Source organism: Paenibacillus sp. FSL H8-0332, from assembly GCF_037963835.1.
Lineage (GTDB): Bacteria > Bacillota > Bacilli > Paenibacillales > Paenibacillaceae > Paenibacillus_AQ > Paenibacillus_AQ rhizoplanae.
Window position 1 is genome coordinate 2,984,764 of the sequence record NZ_CP150145.1, and the last position, 20,321, is coordinate 3,005,084.

Annotated in this window: 23 protein-coding genes; 20 read left to right on the forward strand and 3 right to left on the reverse strand. The window is 54.1% G+C overall.

What is annotated here, in order from left to right; translation table 11 throughout:
- Nucleotides 1–3 precede the first annotated feature (3 nt).
- The 4 genes from NST43_RS12875 to NST43_RS12890 all read left to right on the forward strand — a co-directional run bounded on the left by NST43_RS12875 (nucleotide 4) and on the right by NST43_RS12890 (nucleotide 1,537).
- Nucleotides 4–285 carry a holin gene (locus NST43_RS12875; protein ID WP_209986021.1) on the forward strand — a complete coding sequence of 94 codons (282 nt, stop codon included), beginning with the start codon at nucleotides 4–6 and terminating at the stop codon, nucleotides 283–285.
- Between the two features lie 114 nt (nucleotides 286–399).
- Entirely contained in the window at nucleotides 400–822 is a 423-nt protein-coding gene (locus tag NST43_RS12880) for a hypothetical protein (protein ID WP_339224786.1), read from the forward strand.
- Nucleotides 823–970: 148 nt separating this feature from the next.
- Nucleotides 971–1,105 carry a YjcZ family sporulation protein gene (locus tag NST43_RS12885; RefSeq protein ID WP_209873522.1) on the forward strand — a complete coding sequence of 45 codons (135 nt, stop codon included), beginning with the start codon at nucleotides 971–973 and terminating at the stop codon, nucleotides 1,103–1,105.
- 180 nt (nucleotides 1,106–1,285) lie between these two features.
- A complete protein-coding gene (locus NST43_RS12890; RefSeq protein WP_339224787.1) occupies nucleotides 1,286–1,537 on the forward strand; it encodes a YjcQ family protein in 252 nt (83 codons plus the stop codon).
- A gap of 113 nt (nucleotides 1,538–1,650) precedes the next feature.
- On the opposite strand, the gene NST43_RS12895 is transcribed toward NST43_RS12890, so the two are convergent.
- Entirely contained in the window at nucleotides 1,651–2,226 is a 576-nt protein-coding gene (locus NST43_RS12895) for a hypothetical protein (protein ID WP_209986030.1), read from the reverse strand.
- A 213-nt stretch (nucleotides 2,227–2,439) separates the two neighbouring features.
- On the opposite strand from NST43_RS12895, the gene NST43_RS12900 reads away from it, so the two are divergent.
- The 4 genes from NST43_RS12900 (at nucleotide 2,440) to coaD (ending at nucleotide 4,803) form a co-directional block, all read left to right on the forward strand.
- Nucleotides 2,440–2,832, forward strand: coding sequence for a hypothetical protein (locus tag NST43_RS12900; RefSeq protein ID WP_339224788.1), 393 nt, complete (start codon nucleotides 2,440–2,442; stop codon nucleotides 2,830–2,832).
- A 62-nt stretch (nucleotides 2,833–2,894) separates the two neighbouring features.
- Nucleotides 2,895–3,233 carry a hypothetical protein gene (locus tag NST43_RS12905; protein WP_339224789.1) on the forward strand — a complete coding sequence of 113 codons (339 nt, stop codon included), beginning with the start codon at nucleotides 2,895–2,897 and terminating at the stop codon, nucleotides 3,231–3,233.
- A gap of 459 nt (nucleotides 3,234–3,692) precedes the next feature.
- Complete coding sequence (gene rsmD / locus NST43_RS12910; protein WP_209986038.1) at nucleotides 3,693–4,301, forward strand: 16S rRNA (guanine(966)-N(2))-methyltransferase RsmD; 609 nt, start codon at nucleotides 3,693–3,695, stop codon at nucleotides 4,299–4,301.
- Complete coding sequence (coaD, locus tag NST43_RS12915) at nucleotides 4,285–4,803, forward strand: pantetheine-phosphate adenylyltransferase (RefSeq protein ID WP_209986041.1); 519 nt, start codon at nucleotides 4,285–4,287, stop codon at nucleotides 4,801–4,803. Before rsmD ends, coaD begins: the two co-directional genes overlap by 17 nt.
- Here the strand turns inward: coaD and NST43_RS12920 are convergent.
- Nucleotides 4,775–6,031: a nucleoside recognition domain-containing protein gene (locus tag NST43_RS12920; protein ID WP_339224790.1), complete on the reverse strand. Its 1,257-nt coding sequence runs from the start codon at nucleotides 6,029–6,031 to the stop codon at nucleotides 4,775–4,777. The two genes, coaD and NST43_RS12920, sit on opposite strands and share 29 nt — an antisense overlap.
- 160 nt (nucleotides 6,032–6,191) lie before the next feature.
- Here NST43_RS12920 and NST43_RS12925 point away from each other — a divergent pair, with 160 nt between their 5' ends.
- A complete protein-coding gene (locus NST43_RS12925; protein WP_339224791.1) occupies nucleotides 6,192–7,232 on the forward strand; it encodes a PDZ domain-containing protein in 1,041 nt (346 codons plus the stop codon).
- On the opposite strand, the gene NST43_RS12930 is transcribed toward NST43_RS12925, so the two are convergent.
- On the reverse strand, nucleotides 7,222–8,460 hold the full coding sequence (locus NST43_RS12930; RefSeq protein WP_339225407.1) for a nucleotidyltransferase: 1,239 nt from the start codon (nucleotides 8,458–8,460) through the stop codon (nucleotides 7,222–7,224). The genes NST43_RS12925 and NST43_RS12930 overlap by 11 nt on opposite strands.
- A gap of 139 nt (nucleotides 8,461–8,599) precedes the next feature.
- On the opposite strand from NST43_RS12930, the gene NST43_RS12935 reads away from it, so the two are divergent.
- The 11 genes from NST43_RS12935 to smc all read left to right on the forward strand — a co-directional run bounded on the left by NST43_RS12935 (nucleotide 8,600) and on the right by smc (nucleotide 20,312).
- Nucleotides 8,600–9,121: a YceD family protein gene (locus NST43_RS12935; protein WP_209986051.1), complete on the forward strand. Its 522-nt coding sequence runs from the start codon at nucleotides 8,600–8,602 to the stop codon at nucleotides 9,119–9,121.
- A gap of 51 nt (nucleotides 9,122–9,172) precedes the next feature.
- Nucleotides 9,173–9,346: a 50S ribosomal protein L32 gene (rpmF, locus tag NST43_RS12940; RefSeq protein WP_076154019.1), complete on the forward strand. Its 174-nt coding sequence runs from the start codon at nucleotides 9,173–9,175 to the stop codon at nucleotides 9,344–9,346.
- Nucleotides 9,347–9,620: 274 nt separating this feature from the next.
- Complete coding sequence (gene fapR, locus NST43_RS12945) at nucleotides 9,621–10,217, forward strand: transcription factor FapR (protein WP_209986054.1); 597 nt, start codon at nucleotides 9,621–9,623, stop codon at nucleotides 10,215–10,217.
- Nucleotides 10,201–11,190 (forward strand): phosphate acyltransferase PlsX, encoded by a 990-nt coding sequence (gene plsX, locus NST43_RS12950; protein ID WP_036694171.1) that lies wholly within the window; start codon nucleotides 10,201–10,203, stop codon nucleotides 11,188–11,190. The genes fapR and plsX overlap by 17 nt, the downstream gene beginning before the upstream one ends.
- Nucleotides 11,191–11,198: 8 nt before the next feature.
- Entirely contained in the window at nucleotides 11,199–12,188 is a 990-nt protein-coding gene (locus NST43_RS12955; RefSeq protein WP_155991613.1) for a beta-ketoacyl-ACP synthase III, read from the forward strand.
- Nucleotides 12,189–12,302: 114 nt separating this feature from the next.
- A complete protein-coding gene (gene fabD, locus NST43_RS12960) occupies nucleotides 12,303–13,226 on the forward strand; it encodes an ACP S-malonyltransferase (RefSeq protein ID WP_339224792.1) in 924 nt (307 codons plus the stop codon).
- A gap of 51 nt (nucleotides 13,227–13,277) precedes the next feature.
- Nucleotides 13,278–14,027, forward strand: a complete 750-nt coding sequence (gene fabG, locus NST43_RS12965) for a 3-oxoacyl-[acyl-carrier-protein] reductase (protein WP_339224793.1) — start codon at nucleotides 13,278–13,280, stop codon at nucleotides 14,025–14,027.
- Nucleotides 14,028–14,149: 122 nt separating this feature from the next.
- Nucleotides 14,150–14,383, forward strand: coding sequence for an acyl carrier protein (acpP, locus tag NST43_RS12970; protein ID WP_036694165.1), 234 nt, complete (start codon nucleotides 14,150–14,152; stop codon nucleotides 14,381–14,383).
- Between the two features lie 175 nt (nucleotides 14,384–14,558).
- A complete protein-coding gene (gene fabF, locus NST43_RS12975) occupies nucleotides 14,559–15,797 on the forward strand; it encodes a beta-ketoacyl-ACP synthase II (protein WP_339224794.1) in 1,239 nt (412 codons plus the stop codon).
- A 14-nt stretch (nucleotides 15,798–15,811) separates the two neighbouring features.
- Nucleotides 15,812–16,516, forward strand: coding sequence for a ribonuclease III (gene rnc / locus NST43_RS12980; RefSeq protein ID WP_173126887.1), 705 nt, complete (start codon nucleotides 15,812–15,814; stop codon nucleotides 16,514–16,516).
- Nucleotides 16,517–16,742: 226 nt separating this feature from the next.
- On the forward strand, nucleotides 16,743–20,312 hold the full coding sequence (gene smc, locus NST43_RS12985) for a chromosome segregation protein SMC (protein WP_339224795.1): 3,570 nt from the start codon (nucleotides 16,743–16,745) through the stop codon (nucleotides 20,310–20,312).
- Nucleotides 20,313–20,321 lie beyond the last annotated feature (9 nt).

Sequence of the window (20,321 nt, forward strand, 5' to 3'; positions counted from 1 at the left end):
GTTATGTACAATGATGCACTTAACAATGTACTAGCTTTTGCATCCGTATTGGCGGTATTCGTCATGGCGCTGGTCCAGCTCGTCAAGAACAGCGTGACCCTTCCGCGCAACGTGGTTCCTGCGGTGGGGCTGATCATCGGCTTGCTGGTAGGAGCGGCTGCGTATCCTTTTACAGATATGAATCTCATTCTTCGTCTATGGGCCGGAGGCTTAGCCGGATTATCGGCAACGGGACTGTTTGAACTGGCGTTCAATAAGCGGAGCGGGACTACCAAAGAAGAATAGGACAGCTGGAGCTGTAAGAGAATATGTAATATAGGGAAAGAGAGCGGGTATATCATCCATGCGAATTGGAAGGATCGTGAATATATTAAATTAACAAGAAAGGAGGTGCTTGATATGGGAACTTATGTTGATGGTAGAACCTCGCAGAATGCTAGTTTTGCTAACTCTATTGCAATACCTATCTTGGTAGTTGATACTCCACAGCTGTTCGGACAGATAGGATTAATTACAGATGGAGTGGGTACGAATCCACGGGTGATTCTGAAAGGAACGATATCGGTTCAGCTACCCCTTGCACTGGTTGGCATCACTGTAACTATTGTTAGAGGAACACTGGCTACGGATCCGTTGGTGTATTCCGCCACTTCCACTTTCAATCTTAGTATTCTTGCGCCACAGGTGATCACCTTCTCTGCCGATGATTTCCTGCCGACGATTACTCCGCAGTTAACCTATACTGCGTTCATCAGTTCGAACCTTCTGGGTACAATCCGTGTAGGTCCGGAGAGCTTCGATGGAATCCTGGTATCCGATTAATCTGTAACATTATGCATCCTGCCTGGCCGTGAGGGCGGGCAGGATGCCCTTGTACATACGCCCCCAAATTATGTCCGTTTCGCCCAATCTGATAAGGCTGCTTACTCATATGCTGTTCTGTAGTCAACATTATGAAGGAGGTAATCTCATGGGTGCAGATTGCGGATACGGTGGCAATGTAGGCGGCGTGAATACGTGTGGAGTAAGTCCTTGGACATCGACAGGCGCGATTCTGGTTCTTTATATCCTGCTCGTTATTATTCTGAGTGCTTGCTTCTACTAGGAGATCCAATCAGTCAGCGCGGTCCCGGTGGAGTCCCGGGACTGCGCTTTTTGTAGGCGCAGAAGAGGACAAGCCTTGCTCCCTGACAGTAAATTTAAATTCGCCATGCCCGGAAGGGATGTGCGATAATAGAAGTCATTGTCTTCAGGGCAATTAGTGCTGGCATGAAAGAGGTGTACGATGGAAGAGAAGGAAAAGATATATGCCATCCTTAAGCGGATTGAATCGGATCAGCCGGTTAATCAAGAGGTAATGGAACTGGAAGCCGAGGCCTTCGCCGATATTATGGAGGAGCTTACCGACAGCCGGATGGTGGAGAATATTAAGATATCCAGATCAGGCAGTGGTGCTGTGACGGTTACTACCGCGGGAATCAAATTGACCCGGCGCGGGCTTGATTTTATTTTATTGAAAGAGTCTGGCAGAATCTGAACAAATGAATAAAAATCATCACCCGGCACTCTAAGAGGCCGGGCTATTTTTTTGACTAGGGTCCCCGTTTGATTGTAAATACGGGAGGCCCCATGCCGGAGCCATAAGCAGTTTTACTTGGTTGTGATCTCTGACAACGCCTTGTCCATCTGCGTTTCATTCGACTGTACGGCTTCGCTGTCCACAGCATGGGCTCCGCGGAAGACATTCTTGGTGTTCTGATAAAAGTCAAAGGCAAACTTCTTAACGGCTTCACCGTCAGGGTGATTGCGCTCAACTACGGTGGCCTTAAACAGGTTCGTCAGCATGTATCCGGCGTCCTCGCTGTGCGCGAGATAATTCCCGGCGGTGTACTCCTCCACGATCTGGGATTCAAAATCCTTAAGCTCCACAGCCGACGGAGTATACGATTTCGCCAAAACCTCCGCAGCATCTGCCTTTTGCGTAGCCTCTGTATCAGTAGCGGCAATTTGTTGGATAGCAGATTCCCAGTTCATCGACCCCTTCCCGGCAGTCGGCTCAGCGACCGGCGCAGTGGTGGGCTGGGCTGCTGTCGGCTGTGCTGCCTCGGTGGGAGTCGGGGTGGCCTGATTTGCCGGAGCGTTGCAGCCTGCGGTCAGTCCAATAACACCGCCGAATACGATCACTAGGGCAAGGGATGACATCTTTTTGTACAAGGGCTTCTTCATAGCGGTTCCTCCTGAATCTATCTGATATCCATATACTATATATGTAACCTTGTCCGCGCGGATTGAATTTATTCGCTAATTTAGCCAATAGATATGAATATTTTGTGAGTCTGTAGAACTAAGTCATTTGACCTGATATAATTGGTAAAAAATAGAATAGCAATGAGGTGCTAATGTAAAATGAAGCGGAAACTGGCAACGCTTTTTTTTGTGATGATATTTGCGCTATCCTTAAGTGCGCAGCCATTATCGGCAGCAGGCAAGACTCAGAAGGTTAAGGTTACGTTTGTAAGTGCAGACCTGGTAGAGAATAATCATGTAGGCAATGAGTGGTGGTGGGGCGGATTCGTTAATGGAGAGGAGCTTGAGGAAGGAGATTCAGTCACGCTGGATCTCAGTTCAACAGCAAGCATCAAGCTTCGTGCTGAAGCGCAGGAACAAGATAAGATTCCCGATGAAGGCTCAGCGAACACCTCGATTAAAGTGTCAGCCCTGAAGGATACCCAGAACAAATCACTGACAGTGACGGTAGTTGAAAACCGCGGGCGGTATTCCGGAAATTCAGCCTCCTGGAAGTTTGTGTTCAAGATCGACAAGGTCAAATGATGTAGAATAATGAATTGGATTCTGGTACAATCTTATATACCACGTTTGAAGGAGCGGAACTCATGGATAATGACTTGGTGCAGGTATTAAGATCCGTTATTCGGGAAGAATTGGAGCCTGTCAATCAGCGGTTAGATAGGACCGATGAAAATCTGGAAGGTATAAATCAGCATCTAGGTAGCATTGATCAACATTTGATCAGCATTGATCATCGTATGGACGATTTTGATCAACGTTTGACCCGCATTGAGGATGATCAGCAACTCATTAAACGTGCTGTACTCGATACCAACGAGCGGCTCATCAACGTTGAGTCTCTCCTGGAGAATCAGCACAGAATTATCGAACTTCTCTCAGCGCGCTCCATTGAGCAGGAAGCCAAGCTGAAGCGGATTATATAAGCAGAGCCGATCCGGTGCCCACAGGGCGTCGGATTTTTTAAAAAGATAAGAATTTATATGCTTCGCGCTATAATTATCCTTATCTTTCTCACTGAAACGGTACCGTCCTTTAAAAGGACGGCAATGCCGTTTCCACTTGAATAACCAAATAACAAAAATCGAGGCTCCCTTTCGGGAGCCTCTTTCATGGGAGAGGAGAAACCGGACGAAGAGCTTATGGGGAAACGTAAGCCTGCTCCGCGGTTGTCTACGACATTTTGTGATGTCGATAGTTACAGGATGACCCGGTTACGGGAGTTTTATACATTTGCTTGCGAATATTCTTCAGCTCCGCATTGTGACAAACTCGGACAATCTTTTTATTTCATGGAATAATTGTGGTACTATAGGCTTGGACTTATGCCCTGTAATGGCATAACAATGTAGAGACATAAAAGCTAAAAAGCAGGTGGATAATCGGTGAGAGTCATATCGGGAAGTGCAAAAGGCAGGCCGCTTAAAAGTGTTCCAGGCAATGGCACACGGCCTACTACCGATAAAGTAAAGGAAGCGTTATTCAGTATGATCGGGCCTTATTTTGAAGGAGGTACGGTGCTTGATCTGTATGCCGGTACCGGAGGCCTGGGGATCGAAGCCCTGAGCAGAGGGATCGAAGCCGCAGTATTTGTGGATATGGAGCAAAAGGCGATTGATACGGTGCGCGCAAATCTGAAGGCGGCCCGGCTGGAGGCGCAGGCTGAGGTCTACCGCAATGATGCGGGAAGAGCGCTTGCGGCACTTCAGAAGCGGGGGAGAGCGTTTGATCTTGTTTTTCTGGACCCGCCTTACCGTATGAAGCATGGAGACGAGCTGATGGTTACGCTGGCGGACAAGCTGCTACTGAACCCGGATGCGGTGATCGTGCTGGAGCATGAATCGGGATATGCCTACCCGGAGGATATACGGGGGTTCGTGAGAACGAGGCAATCCGTCTATGGAGAGGTTACAATCTCGATCTACCGGTATGAAGCTGCTCTTCCAGAGGCTGCCGTAAGCAGCAAGGAGGTTAATGATGAGTCTGCAAATTAGAAAAGAGCGTGTCGCCATCTATCCGGGAACCTTTGATCCGGTTACGCTGGGACATATGGACATTATTCACCGGGCCGCCAAGCAGTTCGACCGGCTGATTGTGGCGGTGCTGAACAACCTGAGCAAGAATCCGCTGTTCTCCGTCGAGGAACGGACAGAGCTTCTGCGTCAGGCGACTGCGGATATACCGAATGTTGAGGTGGACAGCTTCCGTGATCTCTTGGTTAACTATGTGAGGCAAAAGGATGCCCAGGTTATTGTCCGGGGAATCCGGACTGTTACGGATTTTGAATATGAGCTGCAGAACGCTTCCATTAATCATAATCTTGACCCTGAAGCAGAAACTATATTTATGATGACCAATCCGAGATACTCCTATCTTAGCTCCAGTGTGGTGAAGGAGATTGCCCACTTCGGCGGGAAGGTCTCGGATTTTGTAACCCCTGAAGTGGAGCTGGCCATGAAGCAGAAGTTCAGCCGGATGGACGGCGGTTCGATGTAAGCAGCTTCACGGCAGCGGATAATGCCAGCAGCAGCATAACAAGTAGTGTCTGAAGTCCCAGGATCTGTGGGGCCAGAGCCCATATTCTCAGCGAAGTGCCTATTTGCGGCAGATCGGCTGGGGGTGAAGCGGCAATAACCGGCAGCACCGCAGCTTGAAGATTGAGCAGCGGTGTCCACAGCAGGAGTGTGAACGCAAAGGCAAATAGTCCATGCAGCAGTCTGACTGCGGTGAACGGAAGGAAGCGGACATTCGCTGTCTTCAGCACAGTGAGTGCCTGGAGCTGAGCGCAAATACCGCTCCAGGCCAGTCCGGCGGATAGCAGTGCCGGGCCAAGTAGACCGCCTAAGATGAAGCCTTCATGATCTGTTGCGGCTGAGGTCATCGACCGGGCGCCGAGATGAATCTCCAGCAGACTTGCTGTAACCAGATTCGGCAGCCCCGGGAACAGCCTTGTAATAATACTTACGACAACTGCGAACATGATCATATAGCCGCCTACAATCATCAGGTTCTGTACGGCGGAAGATACGGATTCACCGAGCACCTTGCCGAAGCCCCGTCCGTCCCTTGAACGGGCATCCGCTGCTGCCTGATGGATACGCCGGGGCAAGGATGCTTTTTTGGCGCGGGAGCGGCTGCCGGTATGTCTGGTGTCGCTTCCCTGCGGAATAGGAGAGACTATCTTGCGGGAGCTGCTGAAGCAGGCGGATAGCATACCTGTGGCTAAGCCTGACAGCCAGTGGATGGCAAGCAGGGCATACCCGGCGGCTGGACTGTGCAGGAAGGCTGTTCCGACTACAATAAGCAACGTGACCGGGCTGGCATAATGCACGATTGCTGCCAGCCGTCCTGCCTCCTTGTCCGTAATAGCCCCTTGCTTATACAACTGCATCACTCCGCCGGCTCCCGCCGGGAAGCCGGCGGTGAGGCCGAGTACAAGCGTCCAGCCGCCCGCCCCGGGAAGCCGGAACCACCGCTTCATCAGCGGCTCAAGCAGGACGCCGATACCGTGCACGAAGCCTGATGCGCTGAGCATCTCTGACAGGATCAGGAAGGGCAGCAGCGCCGGAAAGACCAGGGTCCACCAGAGCGAAAGGCCCGTAAGTGAAGCCTTGAAAGAGGCTTCGGGTGCTGCGACTATGGCTATAGCGAGCAGAATGGCGGCGGCTCCGGGTATAAATGGAGCTGAACCCGACAGGAAGTGTCTGAATCTAAAGTTTATCATTAGAGTTATCCCCTCTTCATAGCTTAGGACATGGGCAGATCTTGTTATCAATTTATGCAGGGGAGACAACCATCATGCCACAGCCGGACCGAAGCTCCAGGCTGCTGGTACCACATTCTAAGTGCCGGGCATCATGCCGCAGGAAAGAAGGGGAAGAGACTTGAGGCAGTATAAACGCCGGGTAGGCCTCCGCGCTTCAGCCTATTTATTTTCATTCGTGGTCATTCTCTATGTTGTGGTCTTTATGAACACGCCTTACATTGTATATCAGCCGGGAAGCGCCTCCGAGGTGGCACCGATGATCAGGGTTGAGAATGCCGATCCCCAGGAGCAGGGGACCTTCATGATGACCACGGTCTCTGCAAGCTATGCGAATGTGGCTCTTCTAATCGCTTCTGTGTTCAACTCTAATGCCGAGGTAGTATTGAAAGAGACCCGCCTGCAAGATAAGACGGAACAGGAATATGCGGCGGAGCAGGTATTCTATATGAATAGTTCCCAGTCTTATGCCGTGCAGGCAGCTTATCATGCTGCGGGTGTACCCTATGCGGATGTCGTGGATTATCTGTATGTGTTCTCCGTACCTGAGGCTGCGAATCAGGACCGGTTCAAGCCGGGGGATAAAATCATCAGTGTAGGCGGGCAAAAGGCAGCCGATCCAGCCGCGCTGTCTAAATTGCTGTCCGTTCACCAAATTGGAGATACCGTGGAGGTATTACTTCAGCGTGACGGCAAAGAGATCAAGGAGCAGGTCAAGCTGGTGGGAGTAAAAGATAAAGATGCTGCGGCTGCCCGGCCGGGCTTCGGAGTTGTTATTGGTGCGGTTCAAAAGGTGGAGCCCAAGGAGGAAGGTAAAGCCGTCAGTTTCGTGGATACTAACGTGGGCGGACCCTCTGCCGGACTGATGTTCACCATGGAAATCTACAACCGGCTTACGCCGGGCGATCTCACCAAGGGCCGGAAGGTAGCCGGCACGGGTACGATAGATGCGGAGGGGAACGTGGGGCCAATCGGCGGTGTGAAGCATAAGATTGTAGCGGCCGACCGTAAGGGTGCGGAGATCTTCTTTGTTCCGCTCAAGAATTATGACGAGGCCAAGGCCAAAGCGGAACAAATCGGTACAAAGATGAAACTGATTCCTGTCTCAACGCTACCCGATGCCCTGAAATACATGGAGGAGCTGCCGGTCTTCAGATCCTGACCGGCGGCTCGAGATAATCGCTGTACAGATCGCTGCGCAGCGGGTCGGCATAAGCCCCGGCGAACACAGCCGCCGCCTGGAGGTCCCGCTCCAGCATGGGATGGGTATAGCGGGCAGGACTTGTAATCACCGGAAGCGCCGCTGTCTGCTTCATCTGCTTCAGCAGCTCCCGGCCGCTCTCGCGGAAGCCGAGAACCCTTATGTAGCCGGGTCCCCGGGAGAGAACGGAGGGGGACAGCTCTGCTTTGCTGTGGTTCAGCAGGGTGTGGAGCAGGAGACGCTGGAGCCGGGTAAGGGTATACCGTCTGCTCTTGAGCTCCTGCAGCAGCCCGCTGACGGTGAACTTGTCCAGCTGTGGCAGGCTGCGGAGCAGCCGGTTCTCCAGGCCTTCGTTCATGTCTTGTACACTATGCAGCTCCGCAGCGGAGCGCGTGGAGAGCACATGGCGCAACGGCCCCGCGAAGTCTTCGAGCAGCACCGGGCCCCGGCCTGCTGCGCGCTCCCGCTCCAGGATGGACAGGCTGTACTCCGGCATGTAAGCCGCCGGTGATCCGCCCTCCTGCAACAGCCTGCGTATGGCTGTTGCACTGGCAATGGCCGACCCGCCCTCCAGCGGGTCGTGGAAGCCCGCGCCGGTGCGCGGCACGGTCAAGGGCTTGATCGCGCTGCCGAGCCGCCTTAGCGCGATCAGGTAGTGCAAGCCGAGGCTGTTGTTGGGCTGCCGCAGCAGCGCCTCGGCTTCTTCAGGACTCCCGTTCCAACCGGGAGTCCCCTTCCAGGCCGCCGCCGCCGCTGCACTGTAGGCGGCGGGGAATCCCGCGCCCTCAGAGAGGCGTGCGCGGATCTCCTCCTTAAGCGCGCTGCTCTCTTCGGCCAGGAAGCCGGCCAGAGGCAGCAGCACCCCCAAAGTGCCTGCTTCGGAGCCGAAGCACAGGCTGTCGACGACGCCGGTCGCCTCCAGCAGGGATACCGCTCCGAAGGCGAACCATTCCGCCGGCTGGACGGCATACGCCACCGGCAGCTCAATGACCAGGTCGGCGCCCATATGCAGCGCCATCTCGGTGCGGGCGCGCTTGCTGACCGCCGCCGGCTCGCCGCGCTGGGTGAACGGTCCGCTCATAATGACAACAGAGCGGTCCGCTCCCGATATTCTTTTGGCCTCGGTGAAATGATGGACATGCCCGTTATGTAAAGGGTTATATTCGGCTATAATACCTACAGTTGCCACAGTTGCTTCACGCCCCATTCTGGAATCTATAATGTATATCATAAATTGTCACGCCCCCTGAAACAATATAAAGGGAAAGTGGTTGACAAAGTCAGGTAATAATAGGTATAATAAATTTTGTTTGTTTGGAGTGATATCAATGAACATTCACTTTCGCAAATTAGCGAATGCCGACGAGCCTCTGGTCCTCCACGATGTTGTGGATGTCAGTGAGGTTGTCACAGGGCGCAAGGATATACTTGCTGTTGCACCACTCTCAGTAGACCTTAAAGCGCTGCCCGCGGGAACCGATAGTGTGAACGTGGTGGGAACACTGAGTGGAGAAGTGGACATGTTATGTTCACGTTGTCTCACGGAGGTCAAGAGTAAGCTGAACATTCCTTTCGCTGAGACCTTCAAGTGGCTTAAACAGCCAATTCTTCCGGAAGATGATGATGAGAAACTCATTTACATCAAAGATGAGATTGTGGATCTTATCCCGTATGTGGAAGAAAATTTCGTACTGCACTTACCGGATTCGGTATTGTGCAAGGCAGACTGTCTTGGTCTTTGTCAGAAATGCGGACAGAACTTGAACGAAGGCACCTGCAGTTGCGACAACACAGTGATCGATCCAAGACTCGCTGCGTTGAAAGGATTCTTTACCAAGCAAGATGACTAAGCACAAATCCCAAGTCCACTTGGGTTACACACAATCAGGAGGTGTCTAACAATGGCAGTACCACAACGCAGAACGTCCAAGACTCGCCGTGACAAGCGTCGTACTCACTTTAAACTGGTAGTTCCAGGTATGGTGAAATGCGAACAATGCGGAGAGCTGAAGCTTTCCCACCACGTATGTAAAGTTTGCGGAACATACAAAGCAAGAGAAATCATCAAACAATAGTTTGCACATAAGAGTAGCACTTCATCTGCCGGTGGAGTGCTATTTTTATGGGGAAAATGAAGCTGGGGACGGAGCGGCCAAGCCTTGCAAAGCACGGGTTTCAGGCGCTTTTCAAGCCAAAGCTTTATTTTTGATGCGGCATGCTATATACTACATATTAGTACCTGGTTCTAAATGGTAAGGAATAATAGAGAATCGTAACTACAGCGGCCACTCTTACGGGCCGGATGCTGCACATCAGGACTGTGCCGGGAGGTGAGCCGCTATCGAGCGGATGTCCAAGAAAGAACGCCAGCAGCAGCTGCTGGCTATAATTGAAGGGAACCCGTTTGTAACAGACCGGGAGTTGACCCGCCAGCTGAAGGTTAGTATCCAGACGATCCGGCTGGACCGGCTGGAACTGGGGATTCCGGAGCTGCGTGAGCGGATGAAGCAAATGGCGGAGCATTCCTATGATCAGGTGCGTTCCCTGCCAGCCGATGAAGTGGTCGGTGATATTGTGGATCTGCAGCTGGACCGGAGCGGGATCTCGATCTTCGAGATCCGGGATGAGCATGTGTTCTCCCGCAACGGGATTGCCCGGGGCCACTACGTCTTCGGTCAGGCGAATTCGCTGGCAGTAGCCATTATAAATGATGAGATTGCCTTAACGGCTTCGGCTGATATCCGGTTTGTGCGCATGGTCAGGCTGGGCGAGAAATGCATTGCCAAGGCGCAGGTGCGGTCACTTGCGGGCCGGAACGGCAAAGCTGAAGTAGATGTGTTTACATATGTCGGGGAAGAGCTGGTATTTCAAGGCCATTTTATAGTGTATCGTTCAGCAACTGAAGAGTACAGCGAAGGGGGAAACCGGAGTGCGGATCGCCATTGATGCCATGGGCGGGGACAATGCTCCTGAATGTAATGTGGAAGGCGCGCTGGCAGCGGCTGCGGAGTGGAGTGATATAGAGATCGTGCTGGTCGGCGATGAAGCGCGGCTTGGGCCGCTGCTGAAGACTAAGCCCTCCAACGTTACCGTACGTCATGCGGGGGATGTGATCGGTTCGGATGAAGAGCCGGTGAAGGCGGTCCGCCGCAAAAAGGACTCATCCATGGTCGTAGCCGGACGGATGGTCCGCGAGGGTGAGGCTGATGCCATGATCTCCTCCGGGAATACCGGAGCGCTGATGACTACAGGACTTCTCGTAGTCGGAAGAATGGAAGGGATCGAACGGCCGGCACTGGCTCCGATGATTCCGACGCTGGATGATGTCGGTGTACTGGCCCTGGATCTTGGCGCCAATATGGATGCCAAGCCGCAGCATCTGGCACAGTATGCCTTGATCGGCAGCATATATCGCAACAAAGTGCACGGTATTGCGAAGCCCCGGGTAGGCCTGCTGAACGTCGGGGCTGAGCCGGGCAAGGGAAATGAATTGACCAAGGAAGCCTATCCGCTCCTGGAGGCGCTGCAGGGTATTCATTTTGTCGGCAATGTGGAAGCGCGCGATGTGCTCACCGGAAGCTGCGATGTGCTGGTCTGTGACGGCTTCGCCGGTAATATACTTCTGAAGACGCTGGAAGGAACGGCTGGCGCGATGTTCTCCCTGCTGAAGGAGCAGTTCAGCAAATCGCTTAAGACGAAGCTGGGGGCGGCCATCCTGATGCCGGAGCTTAGAAGCCTGAAGGGCAAGATGGATTATAAGGAGCACGGCGGAGCACCGCTGCTCGGTCTTAGCGGCCTGGTAGTGAAAGGGCATGGTTCGTCCGACGGCAATGCGGTGAAGAATGCGGTAAGACAGGCACGGATTGCACTGAAGGCTGATCTGGTGCCCAGTATATCGAAGGAAATTAGCGGGAAGTGAGTGAAGACATGAGACAATTACGTCCGGTAGGAATTATTGGGACTGGGAAATATGTACCTGAGAGAATATTAACCAACAGCGATCTGGAGAAGATCGTCGAAACGAACGATGAATGGATTGTCAGCCGCACGGGAATCCGGGAACGGCATATTGCGGCCCCGGAACAGGCCACCTCTGATCTGGCCTATGAAGCGGCCCTGAAGGCGCTGGAATCCGCAGGCATGAAGGCTGAGGAGCTCGATCTGATCATTGTAGCTACGGTTACACCTGACAGTGCTTTCCCGTCCACGGCCTGCATTCTTCAGGACAAGCTGGGAGCCAAGAACGCAGCCGCTTTTGACCTGTCGGCCGCCTGCTCCGGCTTCGTCTACAGCCTGGCTACGGCAACGGGCTTTATCCAGAATGGAATGTATAACAATGCGCTGGTGATCGGCGCGGATACGTTGTCGCGTATTACAGACTATACAGACCGCAATACCTGTGTGCTGTTCGGTGACGGTGCCGGTGCGGTAATCGTCGGCGAGGTTCCGGAAGGACGCGGCTTCCAGTCCTTTGATCTGGGGGCGGAAGGCTCTGGCGGCAGCTTGCTTAATCTTGAAGCGGGCGGCTCGCGTCTGCCGGCTTCCCAGCAGACCGTAGAAGACAAGAAACACTTCATTTATATGAATGGCCGTGAGGTCTTCAAGTTCGCGGTACGCGTCATGGGATCGGCCACAGAGCGTGTGCTTACCAAGGCGGGGTTGTCTAAGGAGAATATCGACTTGTTCGTGCCGCATCAGGCCAACATCCGGATTATTCAATCCGCTATGCAGCGTCTGGATCTGCCGCCGGAGAAGGTTGTTGTCAACGTTGATAAATACGCGAATACCTCCGCGGCCTCCATTCCGCTGGCTCTTGTAGAAGCAGCCGAGGAAGGCCGGATGAAGGCAGGCGACGCTGTGCTTATGGTCGGCTTCGGCGGCGGACTTACCTGGGGCGCTTCTGTGCTGATCTGGTAAGAATCGGGGCATTACTAAATAAATAACAGGAATCCATAATAGATACGATGCAGCTCAGCTTCGGCGTCAAGTACGCGGCGGAGCTGCAGCTAACGGGAAGGAGCTGTATACCTCATGAGCAAAATCGCATTTGTCTTTCCCGGTCAGGGTGCACAGGCAGTTGGTATGGGTAAGGATGTATATGAAGCATTGCCTCAGAGCCGTGCGGTCTTTGAAAAGGGTGACGAGGTGCTTGGATTTCCGCTGAGCACGCTTGTGTTTGAAGGGCCGGACAGCGAGCTTAAGCAGACGGTGAACACTCAGCCGGCACTGGTTACAGCCAGTGTGGCTTATCTGGAAGCGCTGAGCGGCCTTCAGATTGCGCCGGATTATGTGGCAGGCCACAGTCTTGGCGAATATAGTGCTCTTGTGGCAGCCGGTGTGCTGTCCTATGAAGATGCTGTAAGGCTGGTCCGCCTGCGCGGACAATTCATGGAAGAAGCAGTACCCGGAGGACAGGGGGCCATGGCAGCAGTGCTTGGAGCAGGTCGCGACGCGCTTACGGAATTATGCCGCAGTATTACAGCGGCGGGTACTCCGGTTGAACTGGCCAATGTCAATTGTCCTGGACAGATTGTGGTCTCCGGTTCCGTGGCCGGTGTCGGTGAGGTGGTCCAGCGTGTGAAGGAAGCCGGGGGCAAACGGGCTATTCCGCTGGAGGTTAGCGGGCCGTTCCACTCTTCATTAATGAAGGGTGCGGCTGATCGGCTGGCTGCCGAGCTGTCGAAGGTAACTTTTAATGCTCCTGCTATGCCGGTAGTGGTCAATGTGACCGCTGCTCCGGTAACAGACCCGGAAGAAATCCGCAAGCTGCTGGTAGAACAGGTATATTCTCCGGTACTCTGGCAGGATAGCGTGGAATGGCTCATTGGCGCAGGAGTAGATACATTTGTAGAGATTGGCTCCGGCAGTGTGCTGGCTGGCCTGATCCGCAAGATTGACAGGAATGTCAAGGTTGTGAATATCAACAGTCTGGAGAGTGTACAGGCTGGCTGGTAAGCCGCTTGTCCTAACCATAGCCGCATGATTATCGAAGGGGGACAACATAGCATGTTTGCAGCACTAAAAGGTCAGACCGCCCTTGTAACCGGAGGGTCCCGGGGGATCGGCCGCAGCATTGCCTTGGCACTCGCTGCACATGGCGTGAAGGTGGCCGTGAACTATTCCGGCAGCCTTCAGGCTGCCGAAGAGACCGTAGCCCGGATTCAAGAGCTGGGCTCGGAAGGAATCGCTCTGCAGGGGAATGTCGGCCGCAGCAGTGACGCCGAAAACCTGGTCAAAGAGGTTATCCAGGCCTGGGGAAAAATCGATATTCTGGTGAACAATGCGGGCATTACCCGGGACAATCTGATCATGCGTATGAAAGAGGAAGAATTCGATCAGGTCATCGAGACGAATCTGAAGGGCGTATTCAACTGCCTGAAGGCAGTGACCCGCCCGATGATGAAGCAGCGTTATGGCCGGATCATCAATATTTCCTCGGTCGTTGGCGTGACGGGGAATCCCGGACAGGTGAACTATACTGCCGCCAAGGCGGGTGTAATCGGAATGACGAAGTCTGCGGCCCGCGAGCTGTCGGCGCGTGGAATTACCGTGAACTGCATCGCGCCGGGCTTTATTGATACCGACATGACCCGCGAGTTGTCCGATGAGGTTCGCAGCGAGCTGATCAAGGGGATTCCCTTGGGAGAGCTTGGGCGGGCGGAGGACATTGCGAATGCGGCGGTATTCCTGGCTTCGGAAGGGGCAGCCTACATGACAGGCCAGACGCTTCATGTGGATGGCGGAATGTACATGTAAGGCTTCGCAGGCTAAAATCATTACGGGGGAAGATGGACAGAGGCGGCCAGGGCAGCGTTTTTTATGCTCTATGGTATTTTGACTTCATATCTCGTATAATACCAAAAGAGGAGGTGAACCGGATGTCCGATGTATTAGAGCGTGTAACACGCATTGTCATCGACCGCTTAGGTGCCGATGAAGCAGAGGTAACATTAGAAGCGTCTTTCAAAGATGATTTAGGTGCTGATTCTCTTGATGTAGTAGAATTGGTAATGGAATTGGAAGATGAATTTGATATGGAAATCTCTGATGAAGATGCAGAGAGAATTACGACCGTGGGTGAAGTTGTGAAGTACATACAATCTCATACCTAGAGTCATATGATTGAGGGTCCCGTTCCTGCCAGGGCGGGACTTCTCCTCATTTTACAGTGATAATAAGAGAACCGCAGATTAACTAATCCTGCGGCGACTGCAGTTTATATAGACATCTGGCGTGTTTCGTTTACAAGTTGTAGAGGTACACAGCCTACAGACGGGGTGATTATGTTTGAATCATAGAGTGGTTATAACAGGTATGGGTGTGATGACTTCGCTGGGTAAGGATCTTGAGACGTTCTGGGATAACCTCATGAGCGGCAAGTCCGGAGTATCCCTGGTTGAAGCTTTTGACGTCAGTGAATATCCAACACGAATTGCTTCTTCGGTTAAGGATTTCGATGCGGAAGCACGCTTTGGCCGCAAGGAAGCCCGTAAGATGGACCGGTTCGTACAATTCGCGGTTGCTGCCGGTGAAGATGCACTGAAGGACAGCGGACTTACGATTGGTGAAGATATCGATGCAGAGCGGATCGGGGTATCAGTCGGTTCTGGAATCGGCGGCCTGGGCACATGGGAAGATAACCACAACCTGCTGCTCGAAAAAGGCCCGAAGCGGGTCAGCCCGTTCTTCATTCCTATGATGATTGCCAACATGGGCTCCGGCCAGCTGTCAATCAATCTCGGTGCCAAGGGACCGAATACAACGACAGTAACCGCTTGTGCTACAGGTAGTCACTCCGTCGGGGAATCCTTCCGTCTGATCCAGCGCGGTGATGCGGATGCAATGATCTGCGGCGGTGCGGAAGCGACCATTCGCCCTACAGGAATGGCAGGCTTTTGTGCAATGAGAGCCATGTCTACCCGTAATGATGAGCCGGAGAAGGCCAGCCGCCCGTTTGATGTGGGCCGTGACGGTTTCGTCATGGGCGAGGGTGCGGGAATCCTGATTCTCGAATCCCTGGAACACGCCGAGAAGCGCGGAGCCAAGATATATGCTGAAGTGATCGGATATGGCCTTAGCGCCGATGCCCATCACATGACAGAGCCTGATCCTGACGGTGCAGCACGCTGCATGAAGATGGCGATTCGTGATGCCGGAATTAATGCTGAGGATATCGACTACATCAATGCGCATGGCACATCTACACCGGTAGGCGACAAATCGGAGACAGCCGCTGTGAAGAAGGCGCTTGGAGAGCATGCGTACAAGGTAGCGATCAGCTCGACCAAATCAATGACAGGCCACTTGCTTGGTGCTGCCGGCGGTGTGGAAGCGATTATCTGCGGGCTGTCCCTGCAGAAGGGCATGATTGCTCCTACCATCAATCTGGACAACCCTGACCCGGACTGCGATTTGGACTATGTTCCGAATGTGCCGCGTAAGGCTGAGCTTAACATCGCAATGTCGAATTCCTTCGGCTTCGGAGGGCATAACGCGACCGTTATTCTCAAAAAATATAATAAGTAAGGGGAGACAGTGCAGTGAAAGGAGACCTGAAGCAGTTACAAAGCCAACTTCAAATCCAATTTCACGATCCTGTACTTCTGAAGCAGGCCTTTACCCATGCATCCTATGTGAACGAACACCGGTTCAATCAGCATCAGGATAACGAGCGCCTTGAGTTCCTGGGTGATGCGGTGCTTGAGCTGACGGTGTCCGAATATCTGTACAATCTGCTCCCGGACAGACCCGAGGGTGAACTGACCAAGCTGCGTGCGGCGATTGTGTGTGAGCCGTCGCTGGTCCGTTTCGCCGAAACCTTGGGCTTCGGGCGATTCGTACTGCTGGGAAAAGGGGAAGAGCTGACGGGCGGGCGTACCCGCCCGGCTCTGCTGGCCGATGTGTTCGAAGCCTTCGTGGGAGCGCTCTATCTCGATCAAGGCCTGGAAACGGCCCGGAGATTTCTGGATAATCACGTATTCCCGCTGGTTGAGACCGACGGTAAGCTGCAAATGCAGATGAGCGATTTCAAGACAGAGCTTCAGGAACTGATACAGCATCATGGCATGGGTACGCTGGAATACCGGATTATTGAAGAACGCGGTCCGGCGCACGAGCGTGAGTTCGTCTCTGAAGTCTATATGGCCAGCCGTTCACTCGGCAGTGGCAGCGGCCGCTCCAAGAAGGAAGCGGAGCAGCAGGCCGCGGCCGCGGCGTTATTGCTTCTGAAGGAAGACGGCGCTTGAAGGTATATTTGAACGAGTAGAAGCGGAGTAGAGCAGCAATGGTCTGAATGCCGGCGATATCGGCGGAAGTCAGACTTTTGCTGCTCTTTTTCGGAATATCAGAAATTATATGTTTTGGGGTAACCACAAAGTACTTGAGTAAACATCGAAGCAGGTGCACCCCTTTGTGGGGGTGTTTTGGCAAGAAAACACTATGGTATAATGGGTCAGAGGTGATTGGCGAGTTATGTTTCTGAAACGGATTGAATTAGCGGGCTTCAAATCATTTGCCGACAAAACGGAGATGGAATTTGTGCGCGGCATTACGGCTGTAGTCGGCCCGAACGGAAGCGGCAAAAGCAATATATCCGACGGCATACGCTGGGTGCTTGGGGAGCAGAGTGCCAAGTCCCTGCGCGGCGGCAAGATGGAGGATATTATATTTGCCGGAAGCGATGCCCGCAAGGCGGTCAATTACGGCGAAGTTTCGCTGACACTGGATAACGAGGATCATGTGCTGCCGCTGGATTTCAGCGAGGTGACCGTGACCCGGCGTGTCCACCGCAGCGGAGACAGTGAATATCTGATCAATAAGCAGGCTTGCAGGCTGAAAGATATCACAGAGCTGTTCATGGATACCGGCATTGGCCGTGAAGCCTATTCGATTATTGGACAAGGCCGGATTGAAGAGATTCTTAGTACCCGTTCTGAAGACCGGAGGGGGATCTTTGAAGAGGCTTCAGGTATTGTTAAATATAAATCACGTAAAAAAGATGCCGGCCGCAAGCTCGACGAGACCGAGCAGAATTTGCTGCGGATTCATGACCTGATCAGTGAGCTTGAGGATCAGGTGGGACCGCTGAAGGACCAGTCCGAGAAGGCACTCCGCTATAAGGAGCTGCGTGAGCAACTCAAAGTTCTGGAGATTTCCGTATATGTGCATCAGATCGAAGGCATACATACATCCTGGCAGGAGGGTAACGCCCGCCTGGAGGTGCTTAAGACGGAGCAGCTGGAGCTGTCCACTGTAGTCTCTGCCCATGATGCCAAGCTGGAGAGCGGCCGGGCCGAGCTGCGTAATCTGGAGCAGGAAGTGGAGAAGCTGCAGGAGCTGCTGCTGCGCAGCAGCGAAGCCAACGAGAAGAGTGAAGGCTACGGAGAGCTGCTGAAGGAGCGCCGCAGGAATCTGGAGCAGAACCGGGAACAGCTTATGCAGACTCTGGGTTCTGTAGGGGAACGTTCCGAGGGGCGGCAGCGCGAGCTGGCCGAGCTGGAGCATAAGCTGAAGCAGGCCAGACAAGCACTGGAGGAGCTGCGGGCACAGCTTGCGGATGAGGAATCGAACCTGCAGGGTGTGGCCGGTGGTATTAGCCAGAGCAAGGAAGAGAAGCTGAAAAGCGCTTTGCTTGAGCTGATGAACCTGATGGCCCAGGCGCGCAACGAGATCCGCTATGCGGATCAGCAGAAAGAGAGCCTGGAGCGGCGAATGAGCCGCAGCCAGGAAGAGAGCGGCAAGTGGACAGCCCGGCTGGAGGAGCTGGTCTCCGCCCAAGCAGGGCTGAAGGATAAGATTACCGCGCTCGGCAAGGAGATCGGCCTGCTGCGCGGCGCGTACATTACGGAGAGCGAGCAGACCGGTAAACGGCAGAAGCTGCTCGAAGAAACGCAGAGCGGCCTGCGCAAATGGGAACAGAAGCGCGAAGCCCAGGTCTCCCGGCATGAGACGATGAAGGAAATGCAGGATGATTTTGACGGCTTCATGCTTGGGGTCAAAGAGGTGCTGAAAGGCGCGCGCAAAGGACAGGTAAGCGGTGTACACGGCGCAGTTGCCGAGTTGATCTCCGTTCCCGAGAAGCTGGAAATGGCGATTGAGACCGCGATGGGCGCTTCCTTGCAGCATGTGGTCATGGAGAATGAGGCGGTGTCCCGGCAGGCGATTGCTTTCCTGAAGCAGCGTCAGCTCGGGCGGGCGACCTTCCTGCCGCTGGATGTTATCCGGCCCCGGCAGATTACCGGCAGTGACCGCAGCTTGGTGCAAGGTGCCGAAGGGTTTGTCGGCATCGGTTCGGAGCTGGTCGGCTATGAAGAGAAGTATGGAAGCATTATCGGAAGCTTGCTCGGCAATGTCGTGATCGCTGAGAGTCTGGAGCAGGCGAACCGCATTGCGGCCAAATGCCAGTACCGCTACAGAGTGGTTACGCTTGAAGGCGATGTGGTGAACGCAGGCGGTTCGATGACAGGCGGCAGCCAGCATAAGAAGAACAACAGCTTGCTTAGCCGCAAGCGGCAGCTTGACCAGCTCTCCGGTGAGATTGAGGAAAGCGAGCAGCAGATTGCCAAGCTGATGCAGGGAATCAGCCGCTTGCGCGCCGAACAGGACAAGGCTTCTCAGAAGCTGGAGGAGCTGCGGCATGACGGTGACGAGAAGCGTCTGGAGGAACAGCGTGTATCCGGCGATCTGAAGCAGCTGGAGCAGGAGCTGCGGCATGTGCAGGAACAGGTAGAGGGCGCAGGCGCGGAGCGCAGCGGCTTCGAGCATGAGGCGCGGGGGCTGGACGAGACCCGCAAGCAGGCCGAAGCTGAGCTGGCCCGGCTGGAGAAGGAAGAGCAGGAGGCGCATGCGGCGATCCGCAGTGCCGAATCGGACCGCAAAGCGAATGAATCGGCCAAGGAAGAGCTGCAGGGCAAGCTGACCGGGATGAAGGTCACGGAGGGCAAGCTGGATCAGGAGATCTTCTCGCTGGAGGAGCAGCTTCGCCGGATGAGGCAGGATGCCGGCTCCCAGGAGAAGGAGCTGCGCCAGAGCCGCAGCCTGCTTATGACCATCGAGCAGGATCTGGAAGAGAATGCACGGGAGACCGTGAAGCAGAAGGAAGAGGTCAACAGTCTGCGGCTGAGCAAGGAAGATACGTCTGCGAGGCTTGACCTGGCCCGTGCCGACCGCGCGGCGATCTCGCGCAAGCTGGAGCTGGCCGAAGGCGAGACCAAAGACCAGCGGCAGGCGCTCCGGGCGGTTGAAGACAAGCTCCGTTCCACGGAGGTTGCCGTTGGCCGGCTCGATGTGGAGCTGGACAATATCCTCCGGAAGCTGAGCGATGACTATGAGCTCAGCTACGAGCTGGCGAAGCAGCGTTATCCGGTACCGGAGGATGTGCCTGCGGCACAGCTGGAGGTGCAGCGTCTGAAGCGTAGCATCTCCGGTCTGGGCGAGGTCAACCTGGGCGCGATTGAAGAGTATCAGCGGGTGCATGAGCGGTATACTTTTCTCAGCGGGCAAAAGGATGATCTGGTGGAAGCCAAAACAACGCTGTATCATGTGATCCATGAGATGGAAGAGGAGATGTCGAAGCGCTTCAAGCAGACCTTCGATGCCATCCGCCGCGAGTTCGGTACAGTGTTCACGAAGCTGTTCGGCGGCGGCCGGGCAGATCTGCAGCTGCTGGACCCCGAGCATATGCTCGATACAGGAATTGATATCGTCGCCCAGCCGCCGGGCAAGAAGCTGCAGAATCTCCAGCTTCTCTCCGGCGGGGAACGCGCCTTGACCGCGATGGCTCTCCTGTTCGCCATTCTGCAAGTCAAGCCGGTACCGTTCTGCGTGCTGGATGAGGTGGAAGCGGCACTGGATGAAGCCAATGTGGTACGCTTCGCCCAGTACCTGCGCGAGTTCTCGGAGCAGACGCAGTTCATCGTAGTGACCCACCGCAAGGGAACGATGGAGGAAGCCGATGTGCTCTATGGCGTGACGATGGAGGAAGGCGGCGTATCCAAGCTCGTATCCGTGCGGCTGGAGGATGAAGAAGCTGAGATAGCTTAATTAGACGCA

Bases quoted from the DNA above. Each gene is read 5' to 3' on its own strand.
- NST43_RS12875 (WP_209986021.1), top strand. From the start codon at position 4: ATGTACAATGATGCACTTAACAATGTACTAGCTTTTGCATCCGTATTG.
- NST43_RS12880 (WP_339224786.1), top strand. From the start codon at position 400: ATGGGAACTTATGTTGATGGTAGAACCTCGCAGAATGCTAGTTTTGCT.
- NST43_RS12885 (WP_209873522.1), top strand. From the start codon at position 971: ATGGGTGCAGATTGCGGATACGGTGGCAATGTAGGCGGCGTGAATACG.
- NST43_RS12890 (WP_339224787.1), top strand. From the start codon at position 1,286: ATGGAAGAGAAGGAAAAGATATATGCCATCCTTAAGCGGATTGAATCG.
- NST43_RS12895 (WP_209986030.1), bottom strand. From the start codon at position 2,226: ATGAAGAAGCCCTTGTACAAAAAGATGTCATCCCTTGCCCTAGTGATC.
- NST43_RS12900 (WP_339224788.1), top strand. From the start codon at position 2,440: ATGATATTTGCGCTATCCTTAAGTGCGCAGCCATTATCGGCAGCAGGC.
- NST43_RS12905 (WP_339224789.1), top strand. From the start codon at position 2,895: ATGGATAATGACTTGGTGCAGGTATTAAGATCCGTTATTCGGGAAGAA.
- coaD (WP_209986041.1), top strand. From the start codon at position 4,285: ATGAGTCTGCAAATTAGAAAAGAGCGTGTCGCCATCTATCCGGGAACC.
- NST43_RS12920 (WP_339224790.1), bottom strand. From the start codon at position 6,031: ATGATAAACTTTAGATTCAGACACTTCCTGTCGGGTTCAGCTCCATTT.
- NST43_RS12935 (WP_209986051.1), top strand. From the start codon at position 8,600: ATGAACATTCACTTTCGCAAATTAGCGAATGCCGACGAGCCTCTGGTC.
- rpmF (WP_076154019.1), top strand. From the start codon at position 9,173: ATGGCAGTACCACAACGCAGAACGTCCAAGACTCGCCGTGACAAGCGT.
- fapR (WP_209986054.1), top strand. From the start codon at position 9,621: ATGTCCAAGAAAGAACGCCAGCAGCAGCTGCTGGCTATAATTGAAGGG.
- NST43_RS12955 (WP_155991613.1), top strand. From the start codon at position 11,199: ATGAGACAATTACGTCCGGTAGGAATTATTGGGACTGGGAAATATGTA.
- fabD (WP_339224792.1), top strand. From the start codon at position 12,303: ATGAGCAAAATCGCATTTGTCTTTCCCGGTCAGGGTGCACAGGCAGTT.
- fabG (WP_339224793.1), top strand. From the start codon at position 13,278: ATGTTTGCAGCACTAAAAGGTCAGACCGCCCTTGTAACCGGAGGGTCC.
- acpP (WP_036694165.1), top strand. From the start codon at position 14,150: ATGTCCGATGTATTAGAGCGTGTAACACGCATTGTCATCGACCGCTTA.
- smc (WP_339224795.1), top strand. From the start codon at position 16,743: ATGTTTCTGAAACGGATTGAATTAGCGGGCTTCAAATCATTTGCCGAC.